Below are 21884 nucleotides of genomic sequence, written 5' to 3'. Positions count from 1 at the left end.
ATGGGTTTCGACAAGATTTCAGACCTTCGCGCCAAGAGCGACGATCAGCTGGGCGAACAGCTCGGCGAACTCGGTCGCGAGGCTTTCAACCTGCGTTTTCAGTCGGCCACCGGCCAGCTCGAGCGTCCTTCGCGCATTCGCGAAGTGCGCCGCGGCATCGCCCGGATCCAGACGCTGCAGGCCGAACGCGCCAATGGCGACGCGCCTGTGAAGGCCGCTGCCAAGAAGCCGACGGCGAAAAAGGCCGCGCCGAAAAAAGCCGCTCCCAAGCCTTCGCGCAGCAAGCGCGCGCCGAAGAAGAAGTAAGGACGAACCGATATGCCTAAACGTATCCTGACCGGCACCATCGTGTCCGACAAGCCCGACAAGACCGTTGTGGTCAAGGTCGAGCGCAAGGTGAAGCACCCGCTCTACGGGAAGATCATCCGGCGCTCGAAGAAGTACCATGCGCACGACGAGGCCAATGAATACAAGGCCGGCGAGACCGTCCGTATCGAAGAGACGCGGCCGATGTCGAAGCTCAAGACCTGGAAGGTCACCGAGCGCGTCGACACCCACGTTTCGCCCGCGAAGGCGAGCTGAACGCTCGCAACGCCACATAATTTTGGAACTGCCGAGCGCGTCTCGGCAAGCCAGTTGAGAAGGAACCGGATCGATGATCCAGATGCAATCAAACCTTGAGGTCGCCGATAACTCGGGCGCGAAGCGCGTGCAGTGCATCAAGGTGCTCGGCGGGTCGAAGCGCCGCGTCGCCGGCGTCGGCGACATTATCGTCGTCTCGGTCAAGGAAGCTGCACCGCGCGGCAAGGTGAAGAAGGGCGACGTCCACAAGGCCGTCATCGTCCGCACCCGCAAGGACGTTCGTCGTCCCGACGGTTCGGTCATCCGCTTCGACAGCAACGCCGCGGTGCTCGTCAACAACAACGCAGAGCCCATCGGCACGCGTATCTTCGGCCCCGTGGTGCGCGAACTGCGCGCCCGCAAGCACATGAAGATCATCAGCCTGGCTCCGGAGGTCCTGTAACATGGCTACCGCAAAAATCCGCAAGGGCGACAATGTGATCGTCCTGTCCGGCAAGGACAAGGGTCGCACCGGCGAGGTTACTCGCGTGTTGCCCAAGGACGGCAAGCTGGTCGTCGATGGCCTCAACGTCATCACGCGCCACCGCAAGCCGACCCAGGAAAACCCGCAGGGCGGCATTGAGCGCGTTCCTGCACCGATGGCGATTTCGAAGGTCGCGATTGCCGATCCCAAGACCGGCAAGCCGACCCGCGTTCGCATCGAAACCAAGGATGGCAAGCGTATCCGCGTCGCCGTCAAGTCCGGGGAGACGATCAGTGGCTAAGGCCGACACCAGCAAATACACGCCCCGCGCGAAGAAGCTTTACGACGAGACCGTCGTGAAGGGGATGATCGAGAAATTCGGTTACAAGAACGCGATGGAAGTGCCCCGGATCGAAAAGATCACGCTCAACATGGGCGTCGGCGAAGCGACCCAGGACAAGAAGAAGGTCCAGGTTGCCGCTGAAGAGCTCGGCCTGATCGCGGGTCAGAAGCCCGTCATCACGATCGCCAAGAAGTCGATCGCCCAGTTCAAGCTGCGCGAAGGCATGCCGATCGGTGCAAAGGTCACGCTGCGGCGCGAACGGATGTACGAATTCCTCGATCGTCTGGTGACGATCGCGATGCCGCGCATCCGGGATTTCCGTGGCCTCAACCCCAAGAGCTTCGACGGCCGTGGCAACTATGCCATGGGCATGAAAGAGCAGATCGTATTCCCCGAGATCAACTATGACCGCATCGACACGGTGCGCGGCATGGACGTGATCGTAACGACGAGCGCGAAGACCGACGACGAAGCACGCGAATTGCTCCGCCTGTTCGGTTTCCCGTTCCCGGTGGAAGAAGCAGCAACCGAAGAGAAGGCGGCGGCCTAACAGCCCCCCTTCTCTTCCATTCGAGCAACGAAGGAAGAGAACTTAAGTCATGGCGAAACTGAGTTCCGTAAACAAAAACGAACGTCGCAAGCGGCTGGTGAAGAAGTACGCCGGTCAGTATGCGAAGCTCAAGGCAAAGGCGGCTGACAAGTCGCTCGACGAAGGCGAGCGTTTGATCGCGCGCCTGAAGATGGCCGAAATTCCGCGCAACGGTAATCCGACCCGCATCCGTAACCGGTGCGAACTGACCGGCCGTCCGCGCGCTTACTACCGCAAATTCCGGCTCTGCCGCATCCAGCTGCGCGATCTGGCCAATAAAGGCCTTATCCCCGGCGTCACCAAGTCGAGCTGGTAAGGGACAAGAAACATGGCAATGACCGATCCCCTGGGTGATATGCTCACCCGCATCCGCAATGGCCAGCGCGCCAAGAAGGACAGCGTGATCTCGCCGGCTTCCAAGCTGCGCGTGCGCGTCCTCGACGTGCTCCAGCGCGAAGGCTATATCCGCGGCTATTCCGAAGAGGCGCTCGCCAACACGAGCGGCAAGGGTACGCAGCACAAGGGCCTGCGCATCGAGCTGAAATATTTCGAGGGCCAGCCCGCGATCCAGCACGTTGCACGCGTTTCGAAGCCTGGCCGCCGCGTCTATTCGGGCTCGCAAGAGCTGCCGATCGTGCGCAACGGCCTTGGCATCACCATCGTGTCGACCCCGCGCGGCGTCCTGTCGGACGGCGAGGCTCGCGAGCATAATGTCGGCGGCGAAGTGCTGGCGGAGGTATTCTAATGTCACGCATCGGTAAAAAACCGGTCGCGGTCCCCAACGGGGTCACCGCGACGATCGACAAGGGCGAACTCAGTGTCAAGGGTCCCAAGGGCACCCTGACGATGCCGCTCGCCGACGATGTCGAGTATAAGGTCGAAGGCGATACCATCGCCGTCACGCCCGCCAACAAGTCGCGCCGTGCGCGTGATTTCTGGGGCATGCAGCGGACGCTCGTCCAGAACCTCGTCACCGGGGTCACCGACGGCTTCACCAAGGTGCTCGAGATCAACGGCGTCGGCTATCGTGCCAATTCGCAGGGCAAGAACCTGAAGCTGCAGCTCGGCTACAGCCACGACGTCGACTTCGCGATCCCGGAAGGGATCGAGATCAAGACGCCCGACAACACGACGATCGAGATCAGCGGCAACGACAAGCAGCAGGTCGGTCAGGTCGCGGCGGAAATCCGCCGTTGGCGCAAGCCCGAACCCTATAAGGGCAAAGGCATCAAATATCGCGGCGAGTACATCTTCCGCAAAGAAGGAAAGAAGAAGTAAGCCATGGCGAAACTCAGTCTTTTCGCGCGCCGCCGTCAGCGCGTGCGCACCGCACTCCGGGCGCGCAACGCGACCACGCCGCGTCTTTCGGTGCATCGCACCGGACGTCACATCTATGCTCAGGTCATCGACGACCGTGCCGGCAAGACGCTGGCTTCGGCCTCGTCGATCGACAAGGGTATCGAAGGCATTGGCGCTACCATCAAGGCGGCTGAAGAGGTCGGCAAGCGCGTCGCTGCGGCGGCCAAGAAGGCCGGCGTCAGCAAGGTCGTGTTCGATCGCGGCGGCTTCCTGTTTCACGGACGAGTCAAGGCGCTGGCCGATGCCGCGCGCGACGGCGGATTGGAGTTTTAATCATGGCTGACGACAACAAGACGCCCGACGGCGCAGCGCAGCCCGGCACGACTGGCGAGGGCAACCAGCCCGTCGCCACGCTCGCGCCCGAAACGACCAATGCCGATGTCACCAACAGCGGTTCGCCCTCGGGTGATGCTCCGCGTGGACGCGGTGGCCCCGGTGGCGGTCGCGGTCCTGGTGGCCCCGGCGGCGGTCGTGGACGCGGCGGCCCTGGCGGCGGCGGCGGCGGCGGCGGTCGTGACAATCGCGGCGGTCCCGGTGGCGGTCGCGGCGGTCGTGACAACAACCGCGGCGGACGCGGCGGTCGTGACAATGACGGCGGCGAAGAGCTGATCGAAAAGCTCGTCCACATCAACCGCGTGTCGAAAACCGTCAAGGGCGGCAAGCGCTTCGGTTTCGCAGCATTGGTCATCGTCGGCGACGGCAAGGGCCGCGCCGGTTTCGGCCACGGCAAGGCACGCGAAGTGCCCGAGGCGATCAACAAGGCAACCGCCGCTGCCAAGAAGGCAATGGTTCGCGTTCCTCTCAAGGAAGGCCGCACGCTGCATCATGACGGCAAGGGTCGCTTTGGCGCCGGCAACGTCACGGTTCGCACCGCGCCCGCAGGTACCGGCATCATCGCCGGTGGCCCGATGCGCGCCGTGTTCGAATCGCTCGGTGTCGCTGACGTCGTGACCAAGTCGGTCGGTTCGTCGAACCCCTACAACATGGTCCGTGCGACGTTCGAAGCGCTGACCGATCAGACCAGCCCCAAGTCGGTGGCGCAACGCCGCGGCAAGAAGGTCGCCGATCTGCTCAAGCGTGGCGGAGCGACCGATTCGGTTGCCGAAGCCGACGCCGCAGCGGTGACGGAGTAAGACGATGGTAAAAGCTGACAAGAAGAAGACGATCCGTCTCCGCCAGATCGGTTCGCCGATCCGCCGGCCCGAATCGCAGCGCAAGATCCTGATCGGCCTCGGCCTCGGGAAAATGCGTCGCGAAGTCGAGCTGCAGGACACCGCCGAAATCCGCGGCATGATCAAGAAACTGCCGCACATGGTCGAAGTCATCGACAGCTAAACCCCTCTCCCCTTCAGGGGAGAGGCAGCGAGACTTGGCCCAGCGGGCCTAGTCGCAGCGGAGAGGGGCGCGTATAGACGCGAGCCCTCACCAAGTTCGGTTGGGGCTATGCGGCCCAAACCTTCCTATCCTCTCCTCCAAGCGGGCGAGGCTCTATCCAGCGCGAACAAAGCGAAAGCGAGTGCACACTATGAAACTGAACGAAATCAAGGACAACGATGGCGCCCGCAAGGGCCGGATGCGCGTCGGACGCGGCATCGGCTCGGGCAAGGGCAAGACCGCCGGTCGCGGCCAAAAGGGCGCCAAGGCGCGCTCGGGCGTCGCCATCAACGGCTTCGAGGGTGGCCAGATGCCGCTCCACATGCGTCTGCCTAAGCGCGGCTTCAACAACATCTTCGCCAAGGACTTCGCAATCGTGAACCTCGGCATGATCCAGAAGCTGGTCGATGCCAAGACGCTCGACGCCAAGGCCGTGATCGATCACGCCGCACTCAAGGCTGCGGGCGTAGCGCGCGGCGGCAAGAACGGCGTCCGCCTGCTTGCCAAGGGCGATTTCTCGGCAAAGCTCAATTTCAAGGTCAACGGCGCGTCGAAGGGCGCGCTCGAGGCGGTCGAAAAGGCCGGCGGCAAGGTCGAACTGATCGCGCCGAAGATCCTCAAGGCCGACGTCGACAAGGCTGAAAAGACTGCGGCGAAACGCGCTGCCAAGGCTGAGGCCAAGGCCAAGAAGTCGGGCAAGTAAGGCTGACCTGGCGACAGGCATGAATTGGACGAACCCCGCCCGGCCCCTTGAAGGCGGTGGCGGGGTTTTCCATTTGGCGTTAGTCGCTATGACGGGGACGCAATAACGGGGACGGGCGAGCGGGGCGAAACATCCGACTGACCGTCCCACGCGTGCGAACGACGCCGAGATGATTTTTTCGCGGCCCTTGGGCCGCAGCGAACTGGGATACGCAATTATGGCTTCGAAAGCCGATCCGTCGATGAACCTCAACCTGTCGAAATTCGGCAAGGCGACCGAACTGCGCAAGCGGCTTTGGTTCACGATCGGCGCGCTGATCGTCTTTCGCTTCCTCTCGTTCGTGCCGCTGCCGGGGATCGACCCGGTCGCGCTCGCCAGGCTGTATGACCAGGCGGCGGGCGGCGGTATCGCCGACATCTTCAACACCTTTTCGGGCGGCAGCCTGCAGCGCATGAGCCTCATCGCGCTCGGCGTGATGCCCTACATTACCGCCTCGATCGTCGTCCAACTGGCTTCGGCGCTGTCACCGCAGCTCGGCGCGCTCAAGAAAGAGGGCGAGAGCGGGCGGATGAAGCTCAACCAGTATACCCGGTACGGCACCGTCGCGCTGACCGCGGTGCAGGGCTATGCGATCGCCGCCGGGCTCGAAACGCTTGGCGCAAGCCAGGGCATTGCCGCGGTCGTCGATCCCGGCATGGCGTTCCGCATCGGCGCGGTGATCAGCCTCGTCGGCGGCACGATGTTCCTCATGTGGCTCGGTGAACAGATCACCAGCCGCGGCGTCGGCAACGGCGTATCGCTGATCATCATGGCGGGCATTGTCGCGCAACTGCCGCGCGGTCTTGCCCAGATGTTCGAACAGGGCCGCTCGGGCTCGCTGTCGGGCCTGACGATTGCCGCCGTATTGCTCGGTGCCTTCGGCCTGATCGCCTTCATCTGCTTCATGGAGCGCGCCCAGCGCCGCGTCCTCGTCCAGTATCCAAAGCGCGCGACGCAGCGCGGCGTGATGCAGGCCGATCGCAGCCATCTGCCGCTCAAGGTCAACACCGCCGGCGTCATCCCGCCGATCTTCGCCTCGTCGTTGCTGCTGCTGCCGCTGACGATCTCGCAGTTTGCCGGCAACACCGTCGCGGGCGACAGCACCTGGGGCGATTTCGTCCTGCGCCTCAACCAGCTGCTCCAGCACGGTTCGCCGCTGTATATGTCGCTCTACGGCCTCGGCATCATCTTCTTCTGCTTCTTCTACGTCGCGGTCGTCTTCAATCCGGAGGAAACCGCCGACAATCTGAAGCGCCAGGGTGGCTTCATCCCCGGCATCCGTCCGGGCAAGAACACCGCGACCTATCTCGATTACGTCCTGACGCGGATTACCGTCGTCGGTGCCGGTTATCTCGCGCTGATCTGCCTCGTTCCCGAATATTTCATCGCTCAGGCGGGCATCCCGCTCTATCTCGGCGGCACCAGCCTGTTGATCGTCGTCAACGTGACGATCGACACCGTCGCGCAGATCCAGAGCCACCTGCTCGCGCATCAATATGCCGACCTCATCAAGAAATCGAAGTTGAAGGGCGGCGTCGTCCGGCGCTAAGGACGTCAGGCGCCGTGCACGACGGCTGGCCAACGGCCGAAGGGGAAACGACCGCATGCCTATCAATCTGATTCTGCTTGGTCCTCCGGGGGCGGGCAAGGGCACGCAGTCGGCGCGGCTCGAACGCGAACGCGGCATGGCGCAGCTGTCGACCGGCGACATGCTGCGCGCCGCGGTCAAGGCGGGAACGCCAATCGGCCTCAAGGCGAAAGCGGTCATGGCGGCGGGCGAGCTCGTCTCCGATGACATCGTCTCTGGCCTGATCGGCGAACGCCTCGATGAACTTGGCAACGATACCGGCGTCATCTTCGATGGTTACCCCCGCACCGAGGCACAGGCGCATGCGCTCGACGGCCTGCTGAAGGAACGCGGACGCACGCTCGACCACGTCATCGAACTGATGGTCGACGAAGACGCGTTGGTTGATCGTATTACCGGCCGCTTTACCTGTGCCAATTGCGGCGCGGGCTATCATGACCGCTACAAGCTCCCGGCCAAGGAGGGTGTCTGCGATGTCTGCGGCAGCACCGAATTCAAGCGCCGCCCCGACGACAACGAGGAAACGGTGCGCACGCGGATGGCCGAATACCGCGCCAAGACCGCACCGATCCTGCCGCTCTACGACGCGCGTGGCATCGTCAGCCGGGTCGACGGCATGGCCAGCATCGAAAGCGTCGCGGCCGCGATCGACGCCGTTCTGTCCGACGCCTGATCCCGCCCACGCAATTGCCTGACTGCGCTCGCGCGTATAGACATATGGTTATGACCAAGGCCGTCTCTTTCCCGGGCCGCGAGCTGGCCTTGCCGATCGATGGCGAGACTCCCGCGCTGTGACCGAATCGAAACCGGCCAAGCGTCCCGCCAAGCCCCGGATCGAACTTGGCTGGGCCGAACTCGTTGATCTGCCCGATCTCGGCCTGCTCGACCTGCCCGCCAAGATCGATAGCGGCGCGCGGACATCGTCGCTCCACGCGACGCATATCCGGATCATCGGTGCGGGCGACGATCGCCGCGTATCGTTTCGCGTACGCAAGGGGCGGACGTCTAAATCGCGCGTGTTCGACATGCCGCTGTTCGAAAACCGCATCGTGCGCAGTTCGAACGGCGCGCTCGAGGATCGACCGGTAATCAGGACACCGCTCGTTCTTGGTGATATAACCCAGCTCGTCGAAATCACCCTGACGCATCGCGGCACGATGGCCTTTCCGATGCTCGTCGGGCGTTCAACGCTTAAACGCCACTATCTCATCAACTGTCGCCGCAAATATGCGACTCGCCCGATCGCGCACCCTTACAGCATGGCGGACAAGGGTCTCTGACATGTCCGCTCCAGGAGAATTTCCATGAAAATCGCGATGCTTGCGCGCAACCCCAGGCTCTATTCGCATCAGCGGCTGGTCGAAGCCGCCGAGGCGCGCGGACACACGCTGGATATCATCAACACGTTGCGTTGCACGATGAACATCACCTCACATCGCCCCAGCATTCTCTACAATGGCGAGACGCTGACCGGCTACGACGCGGTGATCCCGCGCATCGGCGCGTCGATCACGCATTACGGCCTCGCCGTGCTGCGCCAGTTCGAGATGATGGGGGTCTGGCCGCTCAACGAAAGCGTCGCGATCGGCCGCAGCCGTGACAAATTGCGCTCGATGCAGATCTTCGCCAAGCACGGCCTCGGCCTGCCCGTCACCGCCTTTGCCCATGATCCCAAGCAGACCGACGAGGTCCTGAAGATCGTCGGCGGTGCGCCCGCGGTGATCAAGCTGCTCGAAGGCACGCAAGGGATCGGCGTCGTCCTCGGCGAGACCGAGAAGTCGGCCAAATCGGTCGTCGAGGCGTTTCGCGGCGCCAACGTCAACATCCTCGTCCAGGAATTCATCAAGGAAGCCGGCTCGACCGACATCCGCATCTTCGTCATCGGCGGCAAGGTCCAGGCGGCGATGATGCGCACCGGCGCGGCGGGCGATTTCCGCTCGAACCTCCATCGCGGCGGGTCGGCCAAACAGGTCAAGATCACGCCCGAAGAGCGCTCGACCGCGGTTCGCGCGGCCAAGGTCATGGGCCTCAACGTCGCCGGCGTCGACATCCTGCGCTCGAACCACGGGCCGGTGATCATGGAGGTCAATTCGTCGCCGGGGCTCGAAGGCATCGAGAACACGACCGGCAAGGACATTGCCGGGCTGATCATCGAATTCATCGAGACGCACGCCAAGGCGGGCAAGACCAAGACGCGCGGCCAGGGCTAATCGATCCGACGCGCGTGCCGTCCGGCACCGCCAGGGCGGGTTAGAGAATCTCGTCCTCGTCGAGCATCACGTCGCCCAGGATCGTGTCCGAAATCGCGTTGACGCGGTGTTCGACGGTGTCGTGCCGCTCGACCATCGCGATATGCAGCAACGCGTCGCCGCGGTTGACGATCGGCAGCGTCGCATGGCCGATGATCACCCCGTCGAACGGGGCGCGGACGATTTCCTCTTCGGTACTCAATGGATCGGTGACGATCGCCAGCGCCTGTCCCTCGGTGACGACATCGCCCGATCTTTTTTCCATCAGGCAGATGCCACCGCGCGGCGCGCGGACCCAGGCGGTACTGCTCGAGCGCGCCGATACGGGCAGCGCGGCGGGCAGGCGCTTGGGCTTGATCATGCCCATCGCGGCCATCACGCGCAGGATCCCGTTGAGCCCGGTGCGGATCGACAGGTCGTCGAAGCGCAGACCCTCGCCCGCCTCGTAGAGCAGCATCTCGACTCCGCTATCGGCCGCCACCTTGCGCAGCGAATTGTCGCGCAGCTGGGCGGTGATGACTGCCGGCGCGCCGAACACCAGCGCCAGCTCCTGCGCGCGCGGACTGTCGTGGCTGACGCGAACCTGCGGCAGGTTCATGCGGTGGATCGCCGCCGAATGGAGGTCGATGCCGAAATCGGCGCGCTCGATCACCTGGGTGCGAAAGATATAGGCCAGTTGCGACGCGAGCGATCCGCGCGGCGATCCGGGAAAGCTGCGGTTGAGATCGCGGCGATCGGGCAGATAGCGGCTGTTGCTGACAAAACCGTAGATGTTGACGATCGGCACGCACAATAACGTGCCGGATAGCGCCTTGGGCGACACGCGCTTGAGCAGGCGGCGGATGATCTCGACGCCGGCGATCTCGTCGCCGTGGATCGCGGCGCTGACGAACAGGGTCGGGCCGGGCCTTGTGCCATGGACGATGCGCACCGGCATGGTCGCCGACTGGCCCGACGACAGGCGGCTGATCGGCAGGTCGAACGATCGTTGCGTGCCCGGCGCGATACGCTGTTCGCCGAACAGGAATCCGCGATCGGGCTGGGGCGAACCGGGATCGTCGGGCATCGTCATGTCATGCCTTTTCTCGGGCCGCGGCGAAGGCTGGGCTTGGGCCTAGCGGCAATCCTCGATGACGCGCGCCACTTCGGGCCAGGCCGGCAGGACGAGCGGTGCAGGCGCGCCATTGACCTCGACGATAAAGCGGCCACGGCTGAACACCATGCGGTCGAGCTCGGGGTCGTTGGTCGCCAGCGTCGCGGCGACATAGCCCGGCTCGCTTGCGCTGTTGGCGACCGGATAGCTCGCCGCACCGGCCGATGCGCGCACCGTCATCGTCGCGCTGTTGCCGGCTTCGAGCATGCCCGGACGGGCGAGTTCGATCCGTCGCGCCGTACGATCGCAGCGGATCGAAAACTGGGTCGCGTCGTGCGATCCGAATCGCGCGATCGAACCACGCTGCGCGCTCGCATAGCGCCAGTCGCCCGGCGTCAGCGGCCAGTCGACCCAGTCGCCCTGATAGGGGGTCGCAACCGGCGCGACGGTCACCGGCGCGGGCGTGGCGGGTCGAACCGCCGGCGCTGGTGCTGGCGGCGGGGTTCCTGCGCATGCCGACAGAAGCGCGGCGAACGCCGCTGCCGAGAGGGTCGATCCGGCACGCGGCGCCCGACCCGAACGGGTTGCAACCTGCGGCATCAGATGCACTTTTCGACCAGCTGCTTGAACAATCCGTCGGCAGGCACCAGCAGCATCGCGCCGTCGCCGACCTGGATCGACATCGGCTCGCTGCTCGCGGCGATCGCCTGGACCACTGGATCGGTCGAGGGCAGTCGGCCACTCACTTGCGGGATGGGACCGCTGATCGTATCGGCCTGGAAAACCTTGATCTGTGCGCCGGTGCCGACCTTCATGTCGATCTGACCCGCCCCGACCTGGACCGCGCGATTGAAAACGATCTCGCGCTTGGTGGCGTCGCATTGCGCGGTGAACAGGGCATCGCCCTCGGGCGGGCCAAAGGCGATCGTCCGTTCGCTCTCGTCACCCTTGACCGACCATGCGGCTTGCTCGGTGGCGACGTTGTCGGCCTCCATCTTGGCGGTCGCGCGCGCCGCGCTGGCTTCGTTGGCGATCAGCGTCGCTTCGCGATCACCCTGTGCGGCGGCGACGTCGCTTGGATCCTCGCGCTGTGCGCACGCCCCGAGTGTCAGCACGGCCATGGCCAAGATCAACGACGATTTCATGATGCTCTCCTGTCGCGCGAAGTCGCGCCTGCAATGCTTGGCTCCTGTGTGTCAGGCCGCCGATGCCAAGGCAAGCGGGCGCTGGCCGACCTGGCTATATGTCTTGGGTCCGAGATCGAGCCGCAATGGCCCCATCTTGCCCTGTGCGCCGCCGCTATCGACCCCGACCATATAGGCGAGCGGGACCAGGCAGGCGCGCGTGTCGCGGGTGAAGCGAAAGGCAAATGCGGCGACCGGAACGAACAATAGGCGCTGGCCATAGCGGACCGCGCGCGCTTCGTTGAGCGGCAGCGCCATCTCGCCTTCGATCTCGATAGCCTCGCCGGGGGCGAGCGATTCGATGCGATGCACCACCTCGGCGCTGTCATCTGCGACGAAGGCGGCGACTTCGGCATCCTGTCCGGCGCTCGCGGGGATCATCGCGGCATGCAGGGTAAGGCCCGCCACGGGCTCGGCCCCGGTGTTGCGAACGGTCACCGCATACCGCATTGCCACGCGGGTAAAGGTCGCGGCGGCATAATCGGGCAGGAAGGTCACTTCGATGCCTTCGCCGCTCTGCGCAATCGGCGCGGCGACGACGGCGGGGGCTGGCGGCGGCGCAGCGGCTGGCGGGGTCGGCGCCGGCGTGGCCTTTTCGGGGCTTGTATCGCGTCGCGCGGTGTCCCCGGCGGCGTCGGGCTTCACCTCGTTCAGCGGCACGCCGACCGCCGGTTGCCAGCGACTCTTGCGACTGCGCAGATAATAAACCAGCCCGCCAAGCAGCGCGAGCGCGGCGAGCAGCCATGCCCAGGGAAAGCTGTCCGAGCCGTTGTCGCTGTGCACGATCGGCGTATTGGCCAGCGGATCGGGAAGTTTGGGAATCGCCGTGGATGCGGCGGATGCTGTCGCTGTGGCCGCAGCTGACGCTGGCGGCGTGGGCGTCTGCGCGCCCGAAGGCACGATGCCGGGCGCAGCGCGGCTGGCGGTCGTCGGCATCGGCTGGCGCTGTGCAGTGCCATTTTGCGCAGGCGGACGCGTAGCCGTGGGCTGGGGCAATGTGATCGCCGGGGTCGCCGTGCTGCGCTGTGGCTGCGCGGTCTGGCTCGGGCTCGGCGTAGGGCTGGACGTGCGGGGCGCGCTGGGGCGCGTGGCGATCGGTGCGTCGGGGTTGATCGGCCCTTCGACGCGCGGTGCCGCCGGCTCCTGCTTCGGCTTGCCGATATTCTCGAGGCTGAAACCCCCGCTCGCGGGCGGGCTGGCGGTGTCGGCCTGCTGCGCCGCCGCGGGTAACGCAGCGGTCGCGGCGAGCATCAGCGCGCCGGCTGCGCAGCGAAGGCAAAGGGTGGAAACGGGTCTGGCCATGGTCGTGTGTTCGCGAACCTGATTTGTGTCGGCGCAATCGCGGCAATCGCTGCCGCGCGCTGAATTGGGCCTTAACCCCTCGCCCGCGCGATTACCAGTTCGGCCAGCGTGCGTTACGCCTTGCTTTGCGCGCGCCCAGGCGGCAATCCTGCCACGCAATGACGACCGGTAATCGCCATCATGGAAGGCTCGCCACGCGCTGGCTGGGGCAGAGCGGATCGCCGACGCGGCCGCCCGCGGGGGTGCGTCCGCGCGGCTGACAACGGCGCGGGCGATTGTCCGCGTACCGCCTGTCCCTCCGCATCCCTATCGAAAGCCCCCTTATGGACCGCAAAGCCATCGAAGCCCGCCTGACCTGCCCCGAACAGCTCGACTACGGCATTTACCTCAATTGCGACCGCCTGCTCGCCTGCCAGAAACCGTTCGAAGACCTCGTCAACGGCGACGAGCTGCAATTCATGATCGTCCACCAGGTCGAGGAATTGTGGATGAAGCTGATGGCGGCGAGCTTGCTCGACGCCGACGAGGCAATGGCGGCGGGCGATGCGCTGCTCGCGCTGACGTTGCTGCGGCGCGTCCATGTCATCCAGCGCCTGATGACGGCGCAGCTCGACCTGATCGAGACGATGTCGCCCAAGGCCTATCAGCAGATCCGGCTCAATCTCGGCAATGGCAGCGGTCAGGAATCGCCCGGTTTTCGCGTCCTGCTCGAAATGCCGCCGCATCTCTGGGCGACGTACAAGAAACGCTATCTCGATGGCGCCGGGCGCAGCGTCCGCGACGTCTACGATACCGGTTACAACCATGACGAAGCCTATGTCCTTGCCGAGGCGCTGATCGAATTCGACGAACAGTTCCAGAAATTCCGCTCGTCGCACATCCTTCTCGTCAACCGCTCGATCGGCCTGGGTTCGGTGTCGATCAAGGGGCGCTCGGTCGACCTGCTTACCGCCGGTGCGCGGCACCGCTTCTTCCCCGATCTGTGGCAGGTGCGCGGCGAGATGACCGACGAATGGGGGAGCGAATACGGCCGCAAGCGCGACAGCCTGTCCGATCTCGAAGCGGGTCGCCGCGCGCCCGGCCACGGCCACGGCTGATGTGTCGGGCGCTATACGCGGCTAAAGTTCGGATTTCGCCGCCGGGCGCTCGCGCGCCTTGGCGGGCGCGTCGCCCAGATCGAGGAAATCGGTGAACGGCTCGCCATAATAATCGTCGAGCACTTCGCCGGGCAGGCGGAACGGCACCGAACTGTCGCTGTTCCACAGCATCGCGATGCCGACCTTGGCTTTCGGATCGAAGATCAGCGTCGATCGATAGCCTGCCACTGCGCCGCTGTGGCCGACGAGATGGTGGCCGCGGAAATCGAAGCTGCGCCACGCAAGGCCATAAGCGGGATGGTCGAGCGCGCGGCCGAAGGTCGATCCGCCATAGGGTCGCGCGGTCGCGACGCGCGGACGGTGGATGACGTCGAGCACCGCGGGCGACAGGACGCGCGGCGTCTCGCCCATCTGCGCGGTCATCCAGCGCGCCATGTCGACGATATTCGAATTGACCCCGGCGGCGGCGGGGACGCGGTAATAGGCTTCGGCAAGCTCGAGCTCGCGCTCGTTATGGCTGGGGCGCGCCCAATGCTCCGAAGCCTTGATCCCGGCACTGCCGATGCTCGCCGATGTCATGCCGAGCGGGCGGAACAGCGTGTCGCGGACCATTGCGGCATAGCGGCGCCCGCTCGCCCGCTCGACGATCTCGGACACGCTGTCGAACGCGACGTTCTGGTAGCTGTGACACGTGCCCGGCGGGCAGACCGGCGAAACGTCGGCGAGCGAGCGACGGATCTCGCGCGGTGACTTGCCGCCCTCGAGCCGCCCGTCATAGGCATTCTTGGGCAGGCCGAGCCGGTGCGACAGGATATCGAGCAGCGTGACGCGCTCCTCGGCGTGATCGGGCAGCCGCAGGCTCGATCGGTAAAAGGCGGGTGAGTGGACGAAATCGAGCTGGCCCTTGGCGACCATCTTGGCGACGAGCGTGCTCGCCACGCCCTTCGACAGCGAGGCCCAGCGGAACACCGTTGCCGGGCTGACCGGTTCGCCGCCGCCCGCAATCGTCGTGCCATAGCCCTTGGCAAAGGTCAGCCGCCCCTGTTCGACGACCGCGACCGACAGGCCGGTCATGTCCTTGCGCCGCATCAGCGCGCCGATCCGGTCGTCGAGTGCGCGGTAATCGATCTTGAGGTTGTGCAGTTTTTCGGGGTTGTCGAGCGGTGCGGTCAGCCGCGCCTGCTCGGCGGGCGCGCTGGTATCGCGCCAGCTGCTGCCCCACCACGCGACCAGCGCGAACAGGATGATTGCGGCAATCGCCAGCGCCTTGCCGCGCAGCCTGATCTCGCCAACCGCCATCGGTCAGCGGGCTCCTTTGCGGTCGGTCATGCGCTCAGTCGGTGATGTAATGCGCGGTGGTCTTGGCCGCGATGTCGGCCGCGCTGACGCCGGGCGCGCATTCGATCAGGCGGAATGGCGATGCGTGATCGTCGCGGCGAAACACCGCGAGGTCGGTGATGATCATGTCGACGACGTTCTTGCCCGTCAGTGGCAGGGTGCACGCCGGAATGAACTTGGGGTCGCCGTGCTTCGAGGTGTGTTCCATGACGACGATGATCTGCTTGACTCCGGCGACGAGGTCCATCGCGCCGCCCATGCCTTTGACCATCTTGCCCGGGATCATCCAGTTGGCGATGTCGCCGCCCTCGCTGACCTCCATCGCGCCCAGCACGGTCAGGTCAATATGGCCGCCGCGGATCATCGCGAAACTGTCCGATGAACTGAAATAAACGCTCGATGGCAGCTCGCTGATCGTCTGCTTGCCGGCGTTGATCAGGTCGGGATCGACATCCTCGTCATAGGGGAAGGGGCCGATGCCGAGCATGCCGTTTTCCGACTGCAGCGTGACCTCGATGCCGTCGGGAATATGGTTGGCGACCAAAGTCGGGATGCCGATGCCCAGGTTGACGTAATATCCGTCCTTCAGTTCGCGCGCGGCGCGTGCCGCCATCTCGTCGCGGCTCCAGCCGATCTTGGTCTCGCTATCGCTCATCGGGTCACTTGCCTTCGGTTTGGGGTGCGCGCGGCATCCAGCGCGCGGATGGGGGAAAAACATCTTCGACATCGCCGGCGATCGATGCGCCGTAAACCGGGTTGGGCAGGATAAACCAGCCATTGCCCCAGAGTGCGGCGAGCGGGCCGCGTGCGGCCAGCTCGCGGCGCTGCGCCGTTGTCAGGTCACGCGCATTGAGGCGATCGGAAAAATCGCCGAGATTGTCGCCTGCGAGCGCGATAACGCAATATTTCGCGGCGATCATTGCGCGGCGGCCGTCCTTGGCCGATCCCGTGCCATCGTCGCCCTTGAGGAACAGCGTCTCGCCATGCACCGCATCGCCAAGGCCCGCCGTCTTCAGCGCGGAAATCGTTTCCGCGTCGTTCGCGGCATTGCGGTTGGTGTTGAACACGACGGTTACCCCCGCCGCGCGGATGCGCTTCAATGCGGTGATGGCGCCGGGCGCAGGCGCGACATGATCGGCGCCGGTTTGCTCCCACTCGTCCCACACGCTGCTCGAATAGCCGCTGTGCGTCGCCGCCTGCCAGTATTCATAGCCGAGGTTGAGCAACAGCGTCTCGTCGACGTCGAATACCACCGCCTCGGGCCGCGATCCACAGCCGACCGATTGCTCGCCGTCGCCGCCGATTCCCATCGGCACCGACATGCGCGCCGACAGCGGCGGGCTTTTGCCCGTCGCTCGCGCGGTGCCATGTTCGACATAATCGGCCAGTGCGCGGAACGCCTGGATCGACGCCGCCGCGCCTTCGCCCGAACCGTAGAGCCAGCGCATCGAGTCGGGCGCGGCGTTGCTCGCCGTGGCGGCTGGCGGGATGGCGGGGGCCGCGACCGGCGGCGTCGCGACGGGTTGTAGCGCGCAGCCGGCCAGCGCCGCCGCGGCTATTGTCATCAGGGCTTTCGATCGCAGCATCATTGACCCTTGTCCCCTGCGCTGTCGGGATAGAGGAACCAGCCGTCGCCGCGCAGCGCATCGAGCGCAGGCGATCCGCTGGCGGTTGCGGGGTCGTCGTAAATCTGGCTGAAATCACCGGGACGATGGCCGACCAGCGCGATGACGCACTGGTTGCTGGCGATCTTCCAGCGCAGCGAATCCTTGCCGGTGCTTGCCCGGTCGCCCGCCATCCACAAATCGCGTCCGTGGCTGACCGGGCCAAGCCCTGCGGTGTCGAGCGCGCTCGCCAATGCTGCGGCATCGACAGCCGGCCGGTCGGAGGTGAAATTCACCGCCACCCCGGCCATCCGCGCAGTCGTCACCGCTTCGACGAGATCGGGCTGGCTGCGTGCAATCGCTTGCGCATCGGCATTGCCGAGATCGACGACCATCGCCAGCGGCATGTCGGCGCAGACGGTGAAATCGGGATGTTCGACCTGCGTATTGGGAAACAGGACGACCGACTGGACCGCCGCGCCGCGCTCGCGCGCCTGCGATTTGGCGAACAGATATCGCGTCAGCCCGTCATAGCTGTCGCCATAGCTGCCCTTGGCGGCGAGCGAGCGGCGCGCGATCGGGATGACGGCGGGTGTCGCGGTTGGTGCGACGCTCGGCGCGACGTCCTCGACGCGCACGTTGGGCAGGCTCGTCGCGCGCGCCTTGGGGATCGCGTCGATCCGCTGTTCGGGGGGCGCTACCGATGCGTCGGGCCGCTTGTCGCCCTTGCTGATCTGTTCGCGCCCCATCAGGCCCGCCGCGCCGAGCGGGATCGCGGCGGCGGCGATACAGCCGCTCAACGCGGTCGCCGACAGCATTGCGAGCATCGCATTGGCGGCGGCTTTCATCAGGCGGTCTCGCGCTCGCGCACGGTGCGAAACTCGATGCGCTTGTCGTACGGCGCGCCGACGATCATGCGTTTGACGTAGATGCTCGGCAAATGGATGCAGTCGGGATCGAGGCTGCCCACCTCGACGATCTCCTCGACCTCGGCGACGCAGACCTTGGCCGCGGTCGCCATCGGCTGGTTGAAATTGCGCGCGGTCTTGCGGAACACGAGGTTGCCCGCCGCGTCGGCCTTGTAGCCCTTGACGATGGAAAGGTCGGCGAAGATTCCGCGCTCGAGGATATACTCCTCTCGTCCATTTGGCCCGTCGAATTGCTTGGTCTCCTTGCCCTCGGCGACGAGCGTGCCGACGCCGGTCTTGGTGTAGAAACCGGGGATCCCCGCGCCGCCCGCGCGGCAGCGTTCGGCCAGCGTGCCCTGCGGACAGAATTCGACCTCGAGCTCGCCGGCGAGATACTGGCGCTCGAATTCCTTGTTCTCGCCGACATAGGACGAGACCATCTTCCTGACCTGCTTGGATCGCAGCAGCTTGCCGAGCCCTTCATTGTCGATTCCGGCATTGTTCGAAACCAGCGTGAGGTCCTTGACCTCCGATGTGCGGATCGCGTCGATCAGCCGTTCGGGAATGCCGCACAGGCCGAAGCCGCCGGCGCAGATCGTCATCCCGTCGAAGAGCAATCCGTCGAGGGCCGCGGCAGCGTCGGGGAAGCGTTTCTTCATCGGCGATCAAGTCCTTCGATAGGGGCATAGGTTCGGTCGAAAAGCTCTAAGGCCTCGGTTGGCGGCTCGCAAGGGTGGCAAAGCGTGTCGGCGAGACTTATGTGCGCTGGCACGCAGCGACGTTTTTGCCCGCTGTCACCTGCCGCAGCCAAAGGAATACCCGATGACCGATACCGCCTATCCCGATCTAGCCCTGGTGATTGACGGCGAGGTGATCGGCGCCGGCGCGCGCGACGGTATCGACGTCATCGATCCCGCCACCGGCGACACGCTCGGCGTCCTGCCCAAGGCGACCCGCGCCGATCTCGACCGCGCGCTCGATGCCGCACAGCGCAGCCACCGCGACTGGCGCGCGACGCCGCTCGACACGCGCGTCGGCATCCTCAAGAAAACCGCCGCGCTGATCCGTGAGCGCGCGCAGGACATCGGCCGCATCGCGACGCGCGAACAGGGCAAGCCTCTCAAAGAGGCGATCGGCGAGACGCTCTACGCCGCCAACCTGTTCGAATGGATGGCCGAGGAATCGCGCCGCACTTATGGCCGCGTGCTCGTCCGCCCGCCGGGCCAGCTCGCCCGCGTGACCTATGAGCCCGTCGGTCCCGTCGCCGCCTTCGCGCCGTGGAATTTCCCTGCCTTGAACGTCGCGCGCAAGCTCGCCCCGGCGCTCGCGGCAGGCAATGCGATCATCGTCAAACCCGCCGAGGAAACGCCCGCCACCGCGCTCGCGATCCTGCAGGCGCTGATCGATGCCGGCCTCCCCGCCGGTGCCGCGCAGATGGTGTTCGGCGATCCTGCCGAGGTATCGGGCCACCTGCTCGGCAGCCCGATCATCCGCAAGCTGTCGTTCACCGGCTCGGTCCCGGTCGGCAAGCACCTGATGAAGCTCGCCGCCGACCATGCCATCCGCACGACGATGGAACTCGGCGGCCACGCCCCCGTGCTCGTGTTCGACGATGCCGATATCGACCGCACGCTCGACCTCATCGCGCCCAATGCGTTCCGCAATTCGGGCCAGGTCTGCGTCTCGCCGACGCGCTTCTATGTCCAGTCGGGCGTCTATGACCGTTTCGTAAAGGCGTTCGGTGAACGCGTCGCCGCGATGAAGGTCGGCAACGGGCTCGACGATGCGACGACGATGGGCCCGCTCGCCAATCCGCGCCGCCCCGAAGCCGTTGGCAGGATGGTCGACGATGCCAAAGCGAAAGGCGCGCGTGTCGTCTCGGGCGGTGAGCGGATCGACGGGCCGGGCATGTTCTTCCAGCCGACCGTGCTCGCCGACGTGCCGATCGAGGCCGACATCATGAACGACGAACCGTTCGGCCCGGTCGCCCTGTTCTGCCCGTTCGACACGCCCGACCAGGCAATCGAACAGGCCAACCGCCTGCCCTTCGGACTGGCGAGCTACGTCTTTACCGAGAACGGCCGCCAGGCGAACCGCGTCGCCGATCTGATCGAGGCGGGCATGGTCGCGGTCAACCACGGCAGCGTCTCGGCGATCGACGCGCCGTTCGGCGGCATCAAGGATTCGGGCCACGGCCTCGAAGACGGCGCCGAGGGGCTGAAGGCGTTCATGGTCAGCAAGACGGTGCACCAGGCGTAATATTCGTCATTGCGAGCGGCGCAGTCGCGCGGCAAGCTATCGCCAGACCAAGAGAGATTGCGTCGCTGCGCCCGCAATGACGACCGAGGGAAGAATAGCATGACCCAATCGCGCACCGGCGGCCGTATTCTCGTCGATCAGCTTGTCGAACAGGGCTGCGACCGCATCTTTACCGTGCCGGGCGAAAGCTTCCTCGCGGTGCTCGATGCGCTCCACGACACGCCTGCCATCGAGACCGTCGTCTGTCGGCAGGAGGGCGGCGTCGCCTATTCCGCCTGCGCCGATGGCGCGCTGACCGGTCGGCCGGGGATTGCCTTCGTCACGCGCGGACCCGGCGCGACCAACGCCAGCATCGGCGTCCATGTCGCGATGCAGGATTCGCAGCCGATGATCCTGTTCATCGGCGACGTCGATCGCGGCATGCGCGACCGCGAGGGATTCCAGGAGGTCGATTTCGCCGCGATGTTCACCCCGCTCGCCAAATGGGCGGCGCGGATCGACGACCCTAAACGCATCCCCGAATATGTCGCGCGCGCCTATAGCGTCGCGATGTCGGGGCGGCCCGGCCCGGTCGTGCTTGCGCTACCCGAGGACATGCTCGTTGAAACCGCCGAGGCGATCGATCGTCCGCGCGTCGCGCCGCCTGCGCAATCGCCCGCACCAGAGGCGATGGACGCGCTGATGAAGCTGCTCGAGGATGCGACCGACCCGGTGGCGATCATCGGCGGGGCGGGCTGGGACGCGGGTGCGACGCATTATTTGCGCGAATTTGCGACACGGATCGGGATTCCGGTGGCAGCGGCTTTCCGGCGCCAGGACGCCATGCCCAATGATTGCGCGGTCTATGCCGGCAACCTTGGCTACGGGCCCAATCCGAAGCTCGTCGAGCGCGTCAGGACCGCCGACCTCGTCCTCGTCGTCGGCGCGCGGCTCGGCGAGGCGACGACCGACGGTTACAGCGTCATCACCCCCGACCATCCCGACCAGCTGCTGGTCCACGTCCATCCCGATCCCAACGAGCTTGGCCGCGTCTATCGCACCGACCTCGCGATCTGCGCCGACATGCGCGAATTCGCCGAGACCGCCGCCTTGTGGCCAGACGAGCTGATCGATTTCGACTGCGGTAAAAAGGCGCACGACGATTTCCTCGCCTGGTCGACGCCCGAACCGACCGACACGCCGCTCGATCTCGGCATGGTCGTCAAAGCCATGCGCGACACGCTGCCTGCCGACAGCATCATCTGCAACGGCGCGGGCAATTATTCGGGCTGGTGGCACCGCTATTGGCATTACGCCGGCTACGGCACACAGCTCGCCCCGACCGCGGGTTCGATGGGATATGGCCTGCCTGCCGCGATCGCCGCTTCGCTACGCCACAAAGACCGCCAGGTCGTCGCACTCGCCGGCGACGGCTGTTTCCTGATGAATGCGCAGGAGCTGGCGACCGCGGTCGCGCACGATTGCGACATGCTCGTCATCGTCGTCGACAACGGCATCTACGGCACGATCCGGATGCACCAGGAGCGCGAATATCCCGGCCGCGTTTCGGCGACCAGTCTCGCCAATCCCGATTTCGCCGCTTTTGCGAAGAGCTTCGGCTGCTGGGCCGAAACCGTCGATGCGACCGCCGACTTCGCCCCCGCGCTCAAGCGCGCGCAGGCAGAAAAAGGCGTCCGCCTGCTCCACCTCAAGACCGACCCCGACCGGATCAGCTTCGGCACGACGATCACCGCGTTGCGGGGAAAGACATAGCGTCCACGCGCAATTCCGTCATTGCGAGCGGCGCAGCCGCGCGGCAATCTATCGCGAG

General features: G+C 65.4%; 27 protein-coding genes and 1 pseudogene. 19 read left to right on the top strand and 9 right to left on the bottom strand.

Annotation, left to right across the window (positions count from 1 at the left end):
• From rpmC to rimK, 16 genes and pseudogenes are all read left to right on the top strand, one after another.
• Positions 1–204: pseudogene (rpmC, locus tag FSZ31_RS12935) on the top strand (50S ribosomal protein L29); the annotation flags it as partial.
• A 114-nt stretch (positions 205–318) separates the two neighbouring features.
• A complete protein-coding gene (gene rpsQ, locus FSZ31_RS00670) occupies positions 319–582 on the top strand; it encodes a 30S ribosomal protein S17 (protein WP_147121151.1) in 264 nt (87 codons plus the stop codon).
• A 73-nt stretch (positions 583–655) separates the two neighbouring features.
• Positions 656–1024, top strand: coding sequence for a 50S ribosomal protein L14 (rplN, locus tag FSZ31_RS00665; RefSeq protein WP_147121150.1), 369 nt, complete (start codon positions 656–658; stop codon positions 1022–1024).
• A 1-nt stretch (position 1025) separates the two neighbouring features.
• Positions 1026–1346, top strand: a complete 321-nt coding sequence (rplX, locus tag FSZ31_RS00660; protein WP_147121149.1) for a 50S ribosomal protein L24 — start codon at positions 1026–1028, stop codon at positions 1344–1346.
• The gene (rplE, locus tag FSZ31_RS00655) at positions 1339–1938 is read left to right on the top strand and encodes a 50S ribosomal protein L5 (protein WP_268934242.1); all 600 of its coding nucleotides are present in this window, start codon (positions 1339–1341) and stop codon (positions 1936–1938) included. Before rplX ends, rplE begins: the two co-directional genes overlap by 8 nt.
• Positions 1939–1987: 49 nt before the next feature.
• Complete coding sequence (rpsN, locus tag FSZ31_RS00650) at positions 1988–2293, top strand: 30S ribosomal protein S14 (protein WP_147121147.1); 306 nt, start codon at positions 1988–1990, stop codon at positions 2291–2293.
• Between the two features lie 12 nt (positions 2294–2305).
• Positions 2306–2722: a 30S ribosomal protein S8 gene (gene rpsH / locus FSZ31_RS00645; RefSeq protein ID WP_147121146.1), complete on the top strand. Its 417-nt coding sequence runs from the start codon at positions 2306–2308 to the stop codon at positions 2720–2722.
• Positions 2722–3255: a 50S ribosomal protein L6 gene (gene rplF / locus FSZ31_RS00640; RefSeq protein WP_147121145.1), complete on the top strand. Its 534-nt coding sequence runs from the start codon at positions 2722–2724 to the stop codon at positions 3253–3255. Before rpsH ends, rplF begins: the two co-directional genes overlap by 1 nt.
• A 3-nt stretch (positions 3256–3258) precedes the next feature.
• Positions 3259–3609: a 50S ribosomal protein L18 gene (rplR, locus tag FSZ31_RS00635; RefSeq protein ID WP_147121144.1), complete on the top strand. Its 351-nt coding sequence runs from the start codon at positions 3259–3261 to the stop codon at positions 3607–3609.
• A 2-nt stretch (positions 3610–3611) separates the two neighbouring features.
• Entirely contained in the window at positions 3612–4469 is an 858-nt protein-coding gene (rpsE, locus tag FSZ31_RS12930; RefSeq protein ID WP_147121143.1) for a 30S ribosomal protein S5, read from the top strand.
• A 4-nt stretch (positions 4470–4473) separates the two neighbouring features.
• Entirely contained in the window at positions 4474–4671 is a 198-nt protein-coding gene (gene rpmD, locus FSZ31_RS00625) for a 50S ribosomal protein L30 (RefSeq protein ID WP_147121142.1), read from the top strand.
• Between the two features lie 190 nt (positions 4672–4861).
• Positions 4862–5413 carry a 50S ribosomal protein L15 gene (gene rplO, locus FSZ31_RS00620; protein ID WP_147121141.1) on the top strand — a complete coding sequence of 184 codons (552 nt, stop codon included), beginning with the start codon at positions 4862–4864 and terminating at the stop codon, positions 5411–5413.
• Positions 5414–5630: 217 nt separating this feature from the next.
• On the top strand, positions 5631–7001 hold the full coding sequence (gene secY, locus FSZ31_RS00615; protein ID WP_147121140.1) for a preprotein translocase subunit SecY: 1371 nt from the start codon (positions 5631–5633) through the stop codon (positions 6999–7001).
• A gap of 61 nt (positions 7002–7062) precedes the next feature.
• Positions 7063–7713: an adenylate kinase gene (locus FSZ31_RS00610; protein WP_147122450.1), complete on the top strand. Its 651-nt coding sequence runs from the start codon at positions 7063–7065 to the stop codon at positions 7711–7713.
• Between the two features lie 118 nt (positions 7714–7831).
• On the top strand, positions 7832–8320 hold the full coding sequence (locus FSZ31_RS00605) for an ATP-dependent zinc protease family protein (RefSeq protein ID WP_147121139.1): 489 nt from the start codon (positions 7832–7834) through the stop codon (positions 8318–8320).
• Between the two features lie 24 nt (positions 8321–8344).
• Positions 8345–9250 (top strand): 30S ribosomal protein S6--L-glutamate ligase, encoded by a 906-nt coding sequence (gene rimK, locus FSZ31_RS00600; protein WP_147121138.1) that lies wholly within the window; start codon positions 8345–8347, stop codon positions 9248–9250.
• Between the two features lie 40 nt (positions 9251–9290).
• Here rimK and FSZ31_RS00595 read toward each other — a convergent pair whose 3' ends face one another.
• Genes FSZ31_RS00595 through FSZ31_RS00580 form a run of 4 tightly spaced genes read right to left on the bottom strand, consistent with a single transcriptional unit; the run spans position 9291 to position 12817 of the window.
• Positions 9291–10361 (bottom strand): succinylglutamate desuccinylase/aspartoacylase family protein, encoded by a 1071-nt coding sequence (locus tag FSZ31_RS00595; RefSeq protein ID WP_236643603.1) that lies wholly within the window; start codon positions 10359–10361, stop codon positions 9291–9293.
• 42 nt (positions 10362–10403) lie between these two features.
• Positions 10404–10982 carry a hypothetical protein gene (locus FSZ31_RS00590; RefSeq protein ID WP_147121137.1) on the bottom strand — a complete coding sequence of 193 codons (579 nt, stop codon included), beginning with the start codon at positions 10980–10982 and terminating at the stop codon, positions 10404–10406.
• Positions 10982–11527, bottom strand: coding sequence for a hypothetical protein (locus tag FSZ31_RS00585; RefSeq protein WP_147121136.1), 546 nt, complete (start codon positions 11525–11527; stop codon positions 10982–10984). The genes FSZ31_RS00590 and FSZ31_RS00585 overlap by 1 nt, the downstream gene beginning before the upstream one ends.
• 51 nt (positions 11528–11578) lie before the next feature.
• The gene (locus FSZ31_RS00580; protein ID WP_147121135.1) at positions 11579–12817 is read right to left on the bottom strand and encodes a hypothetical protein; all 1239 of its coding nucleotides are present in this window, start codon (positions 12815–12817) and stop codon (positions 11579–11581) included.
• Between the two features lie 374 nt (positions 12818–13191).
• On the opposite strand from FSZ31_RS00580, the gene FSZ31_RS00575 reads away from it, so the two are divergent.
• A complete protein-coding gene (locus FSZ31_RS00575; RefSeq protein ID WP_147121134.1) occupies positions 13192–13965 on the top strand; it encodes a tryptophan 2,3-dioxygenase family protein in 774 nt (257 codons plus the stop codon).
• 21 nt (positions 13966–13986) lie between these two features.
• On the opposite strand, the gene FSZ31_RS00570 is transcribed toward FSZ31_RS00575, so the two are convergent.
• The 5 genes from FSZ31_RS00570 to FSZ31_RS00550 are packed head-to-tail and all read right to left on the bottom strand — an operon-like array spanning position 13987 to position 18474.
• Positions 13987–15264: a serine hydrolase domain-containing protein gene (locus tag FSZ31_RS00570; protein WP_147121133.1), complete on the bottom strand. Its 1278-nt coding sequence runs from the start codon at positions 15262–15264 to the stop codon at positions 13987–13989.
• A gap of 34 nt (positions 15265–15298) precedes the next feature.
• Positions 15299–15937: a 3-oxoacid CoA-transferase subunit B gene (locus FSZ31_RS00565; protein WP_147122446.1), complete on the bottom strand. Its 639-nt coding sequence runs from the start codon at positions 15935–15937 to the stop codon at positions 15299–15301.
• Between the two features lie 25 nt (positions 15938–15962).
• Positions 15963–16868: a 5'-nucleotidase, lipoprotein e(P4) family gene (locus tag FSZ31_RS00560; protein ID WP_147121132.1), complete on the bottom strand. Its 906-nt coding sequence runs from the start codon at positions 16866–16868 to the stop codon at positions 15963–15965.
• Positions 16869–16888: 20 nt separating this feature from the next.
• Positions 16889–17755, bottom strand: coding sequence for a hypothetical protein (locus FSZ31_RS00555; protein WP_147121131.1), 867 nt, complete (start codon positions 17753–17755; stop codon positions 16889–16891).
• The gene (locus FSZ31_RS00550) at positions 17755–18474 is read right to left on the bottom strand and encodes a CoA transferase subunit A (protein WP_147121130.1); all 720 of its coding nucleotides are present in this window, start codon (positions 18472–18474) and stop codon (positions 17755–17757) included. Before FSZ31_RS00550 ends, FSZ31_RS00555 begins: the two co-directional genes overlap by 1 nt.
• A gap of 163 nt (positions 18475–18637) precedes the next feature.
• On the opposite strand from FSZ31_RS00550, the gene FSZ31_RS00545 reads away from it, so the two are divergent.
• Positions 18638–20074 (top strand): NAD-dependent succinate-semialdehyde dehydrogenase, encoded by a 1437-nt coding sequence (locus FSZ31_RS00545; RefSeq protein WP_147121129.1) that lies wholly within the window; start codon positions 18638–18640, stop codon positions 20072–20074.
• A 99-nt stretch (positions 20075–20173) separates the two neighbouring features.
• On the top strand, positions 20174–21826 hold the full coding sequence (locus FSZ31_RS00540; RefSeq protein WP_147121128.1) for a thiamine pyrophosphate-binding protein: 1653 nt from the start codon (positions 20174–20176) through the stop codon (positions 21824–21826).
• The last annotated feature ends 58 nt before the right edge of the window (positions 21827–21884 follow it).

Origin of the sequence: Flavisphingopyxis soli (genome assembly GCF_007995095.1) — a bacterium.
Classification (GTDB): domain Bacteria; phylum Pseudomonadota; class Alphaproteobacteria; order Sphingomonadales; family Sphingomonadaceae; genus Flavisphingopyxis; species Flavisphingopyxis soli.
The sequence above is the reverse complement of the archived record's forward strand: the minus strand, read 5'-3'. Positions and strand labels throughout refer to the sequence as shown.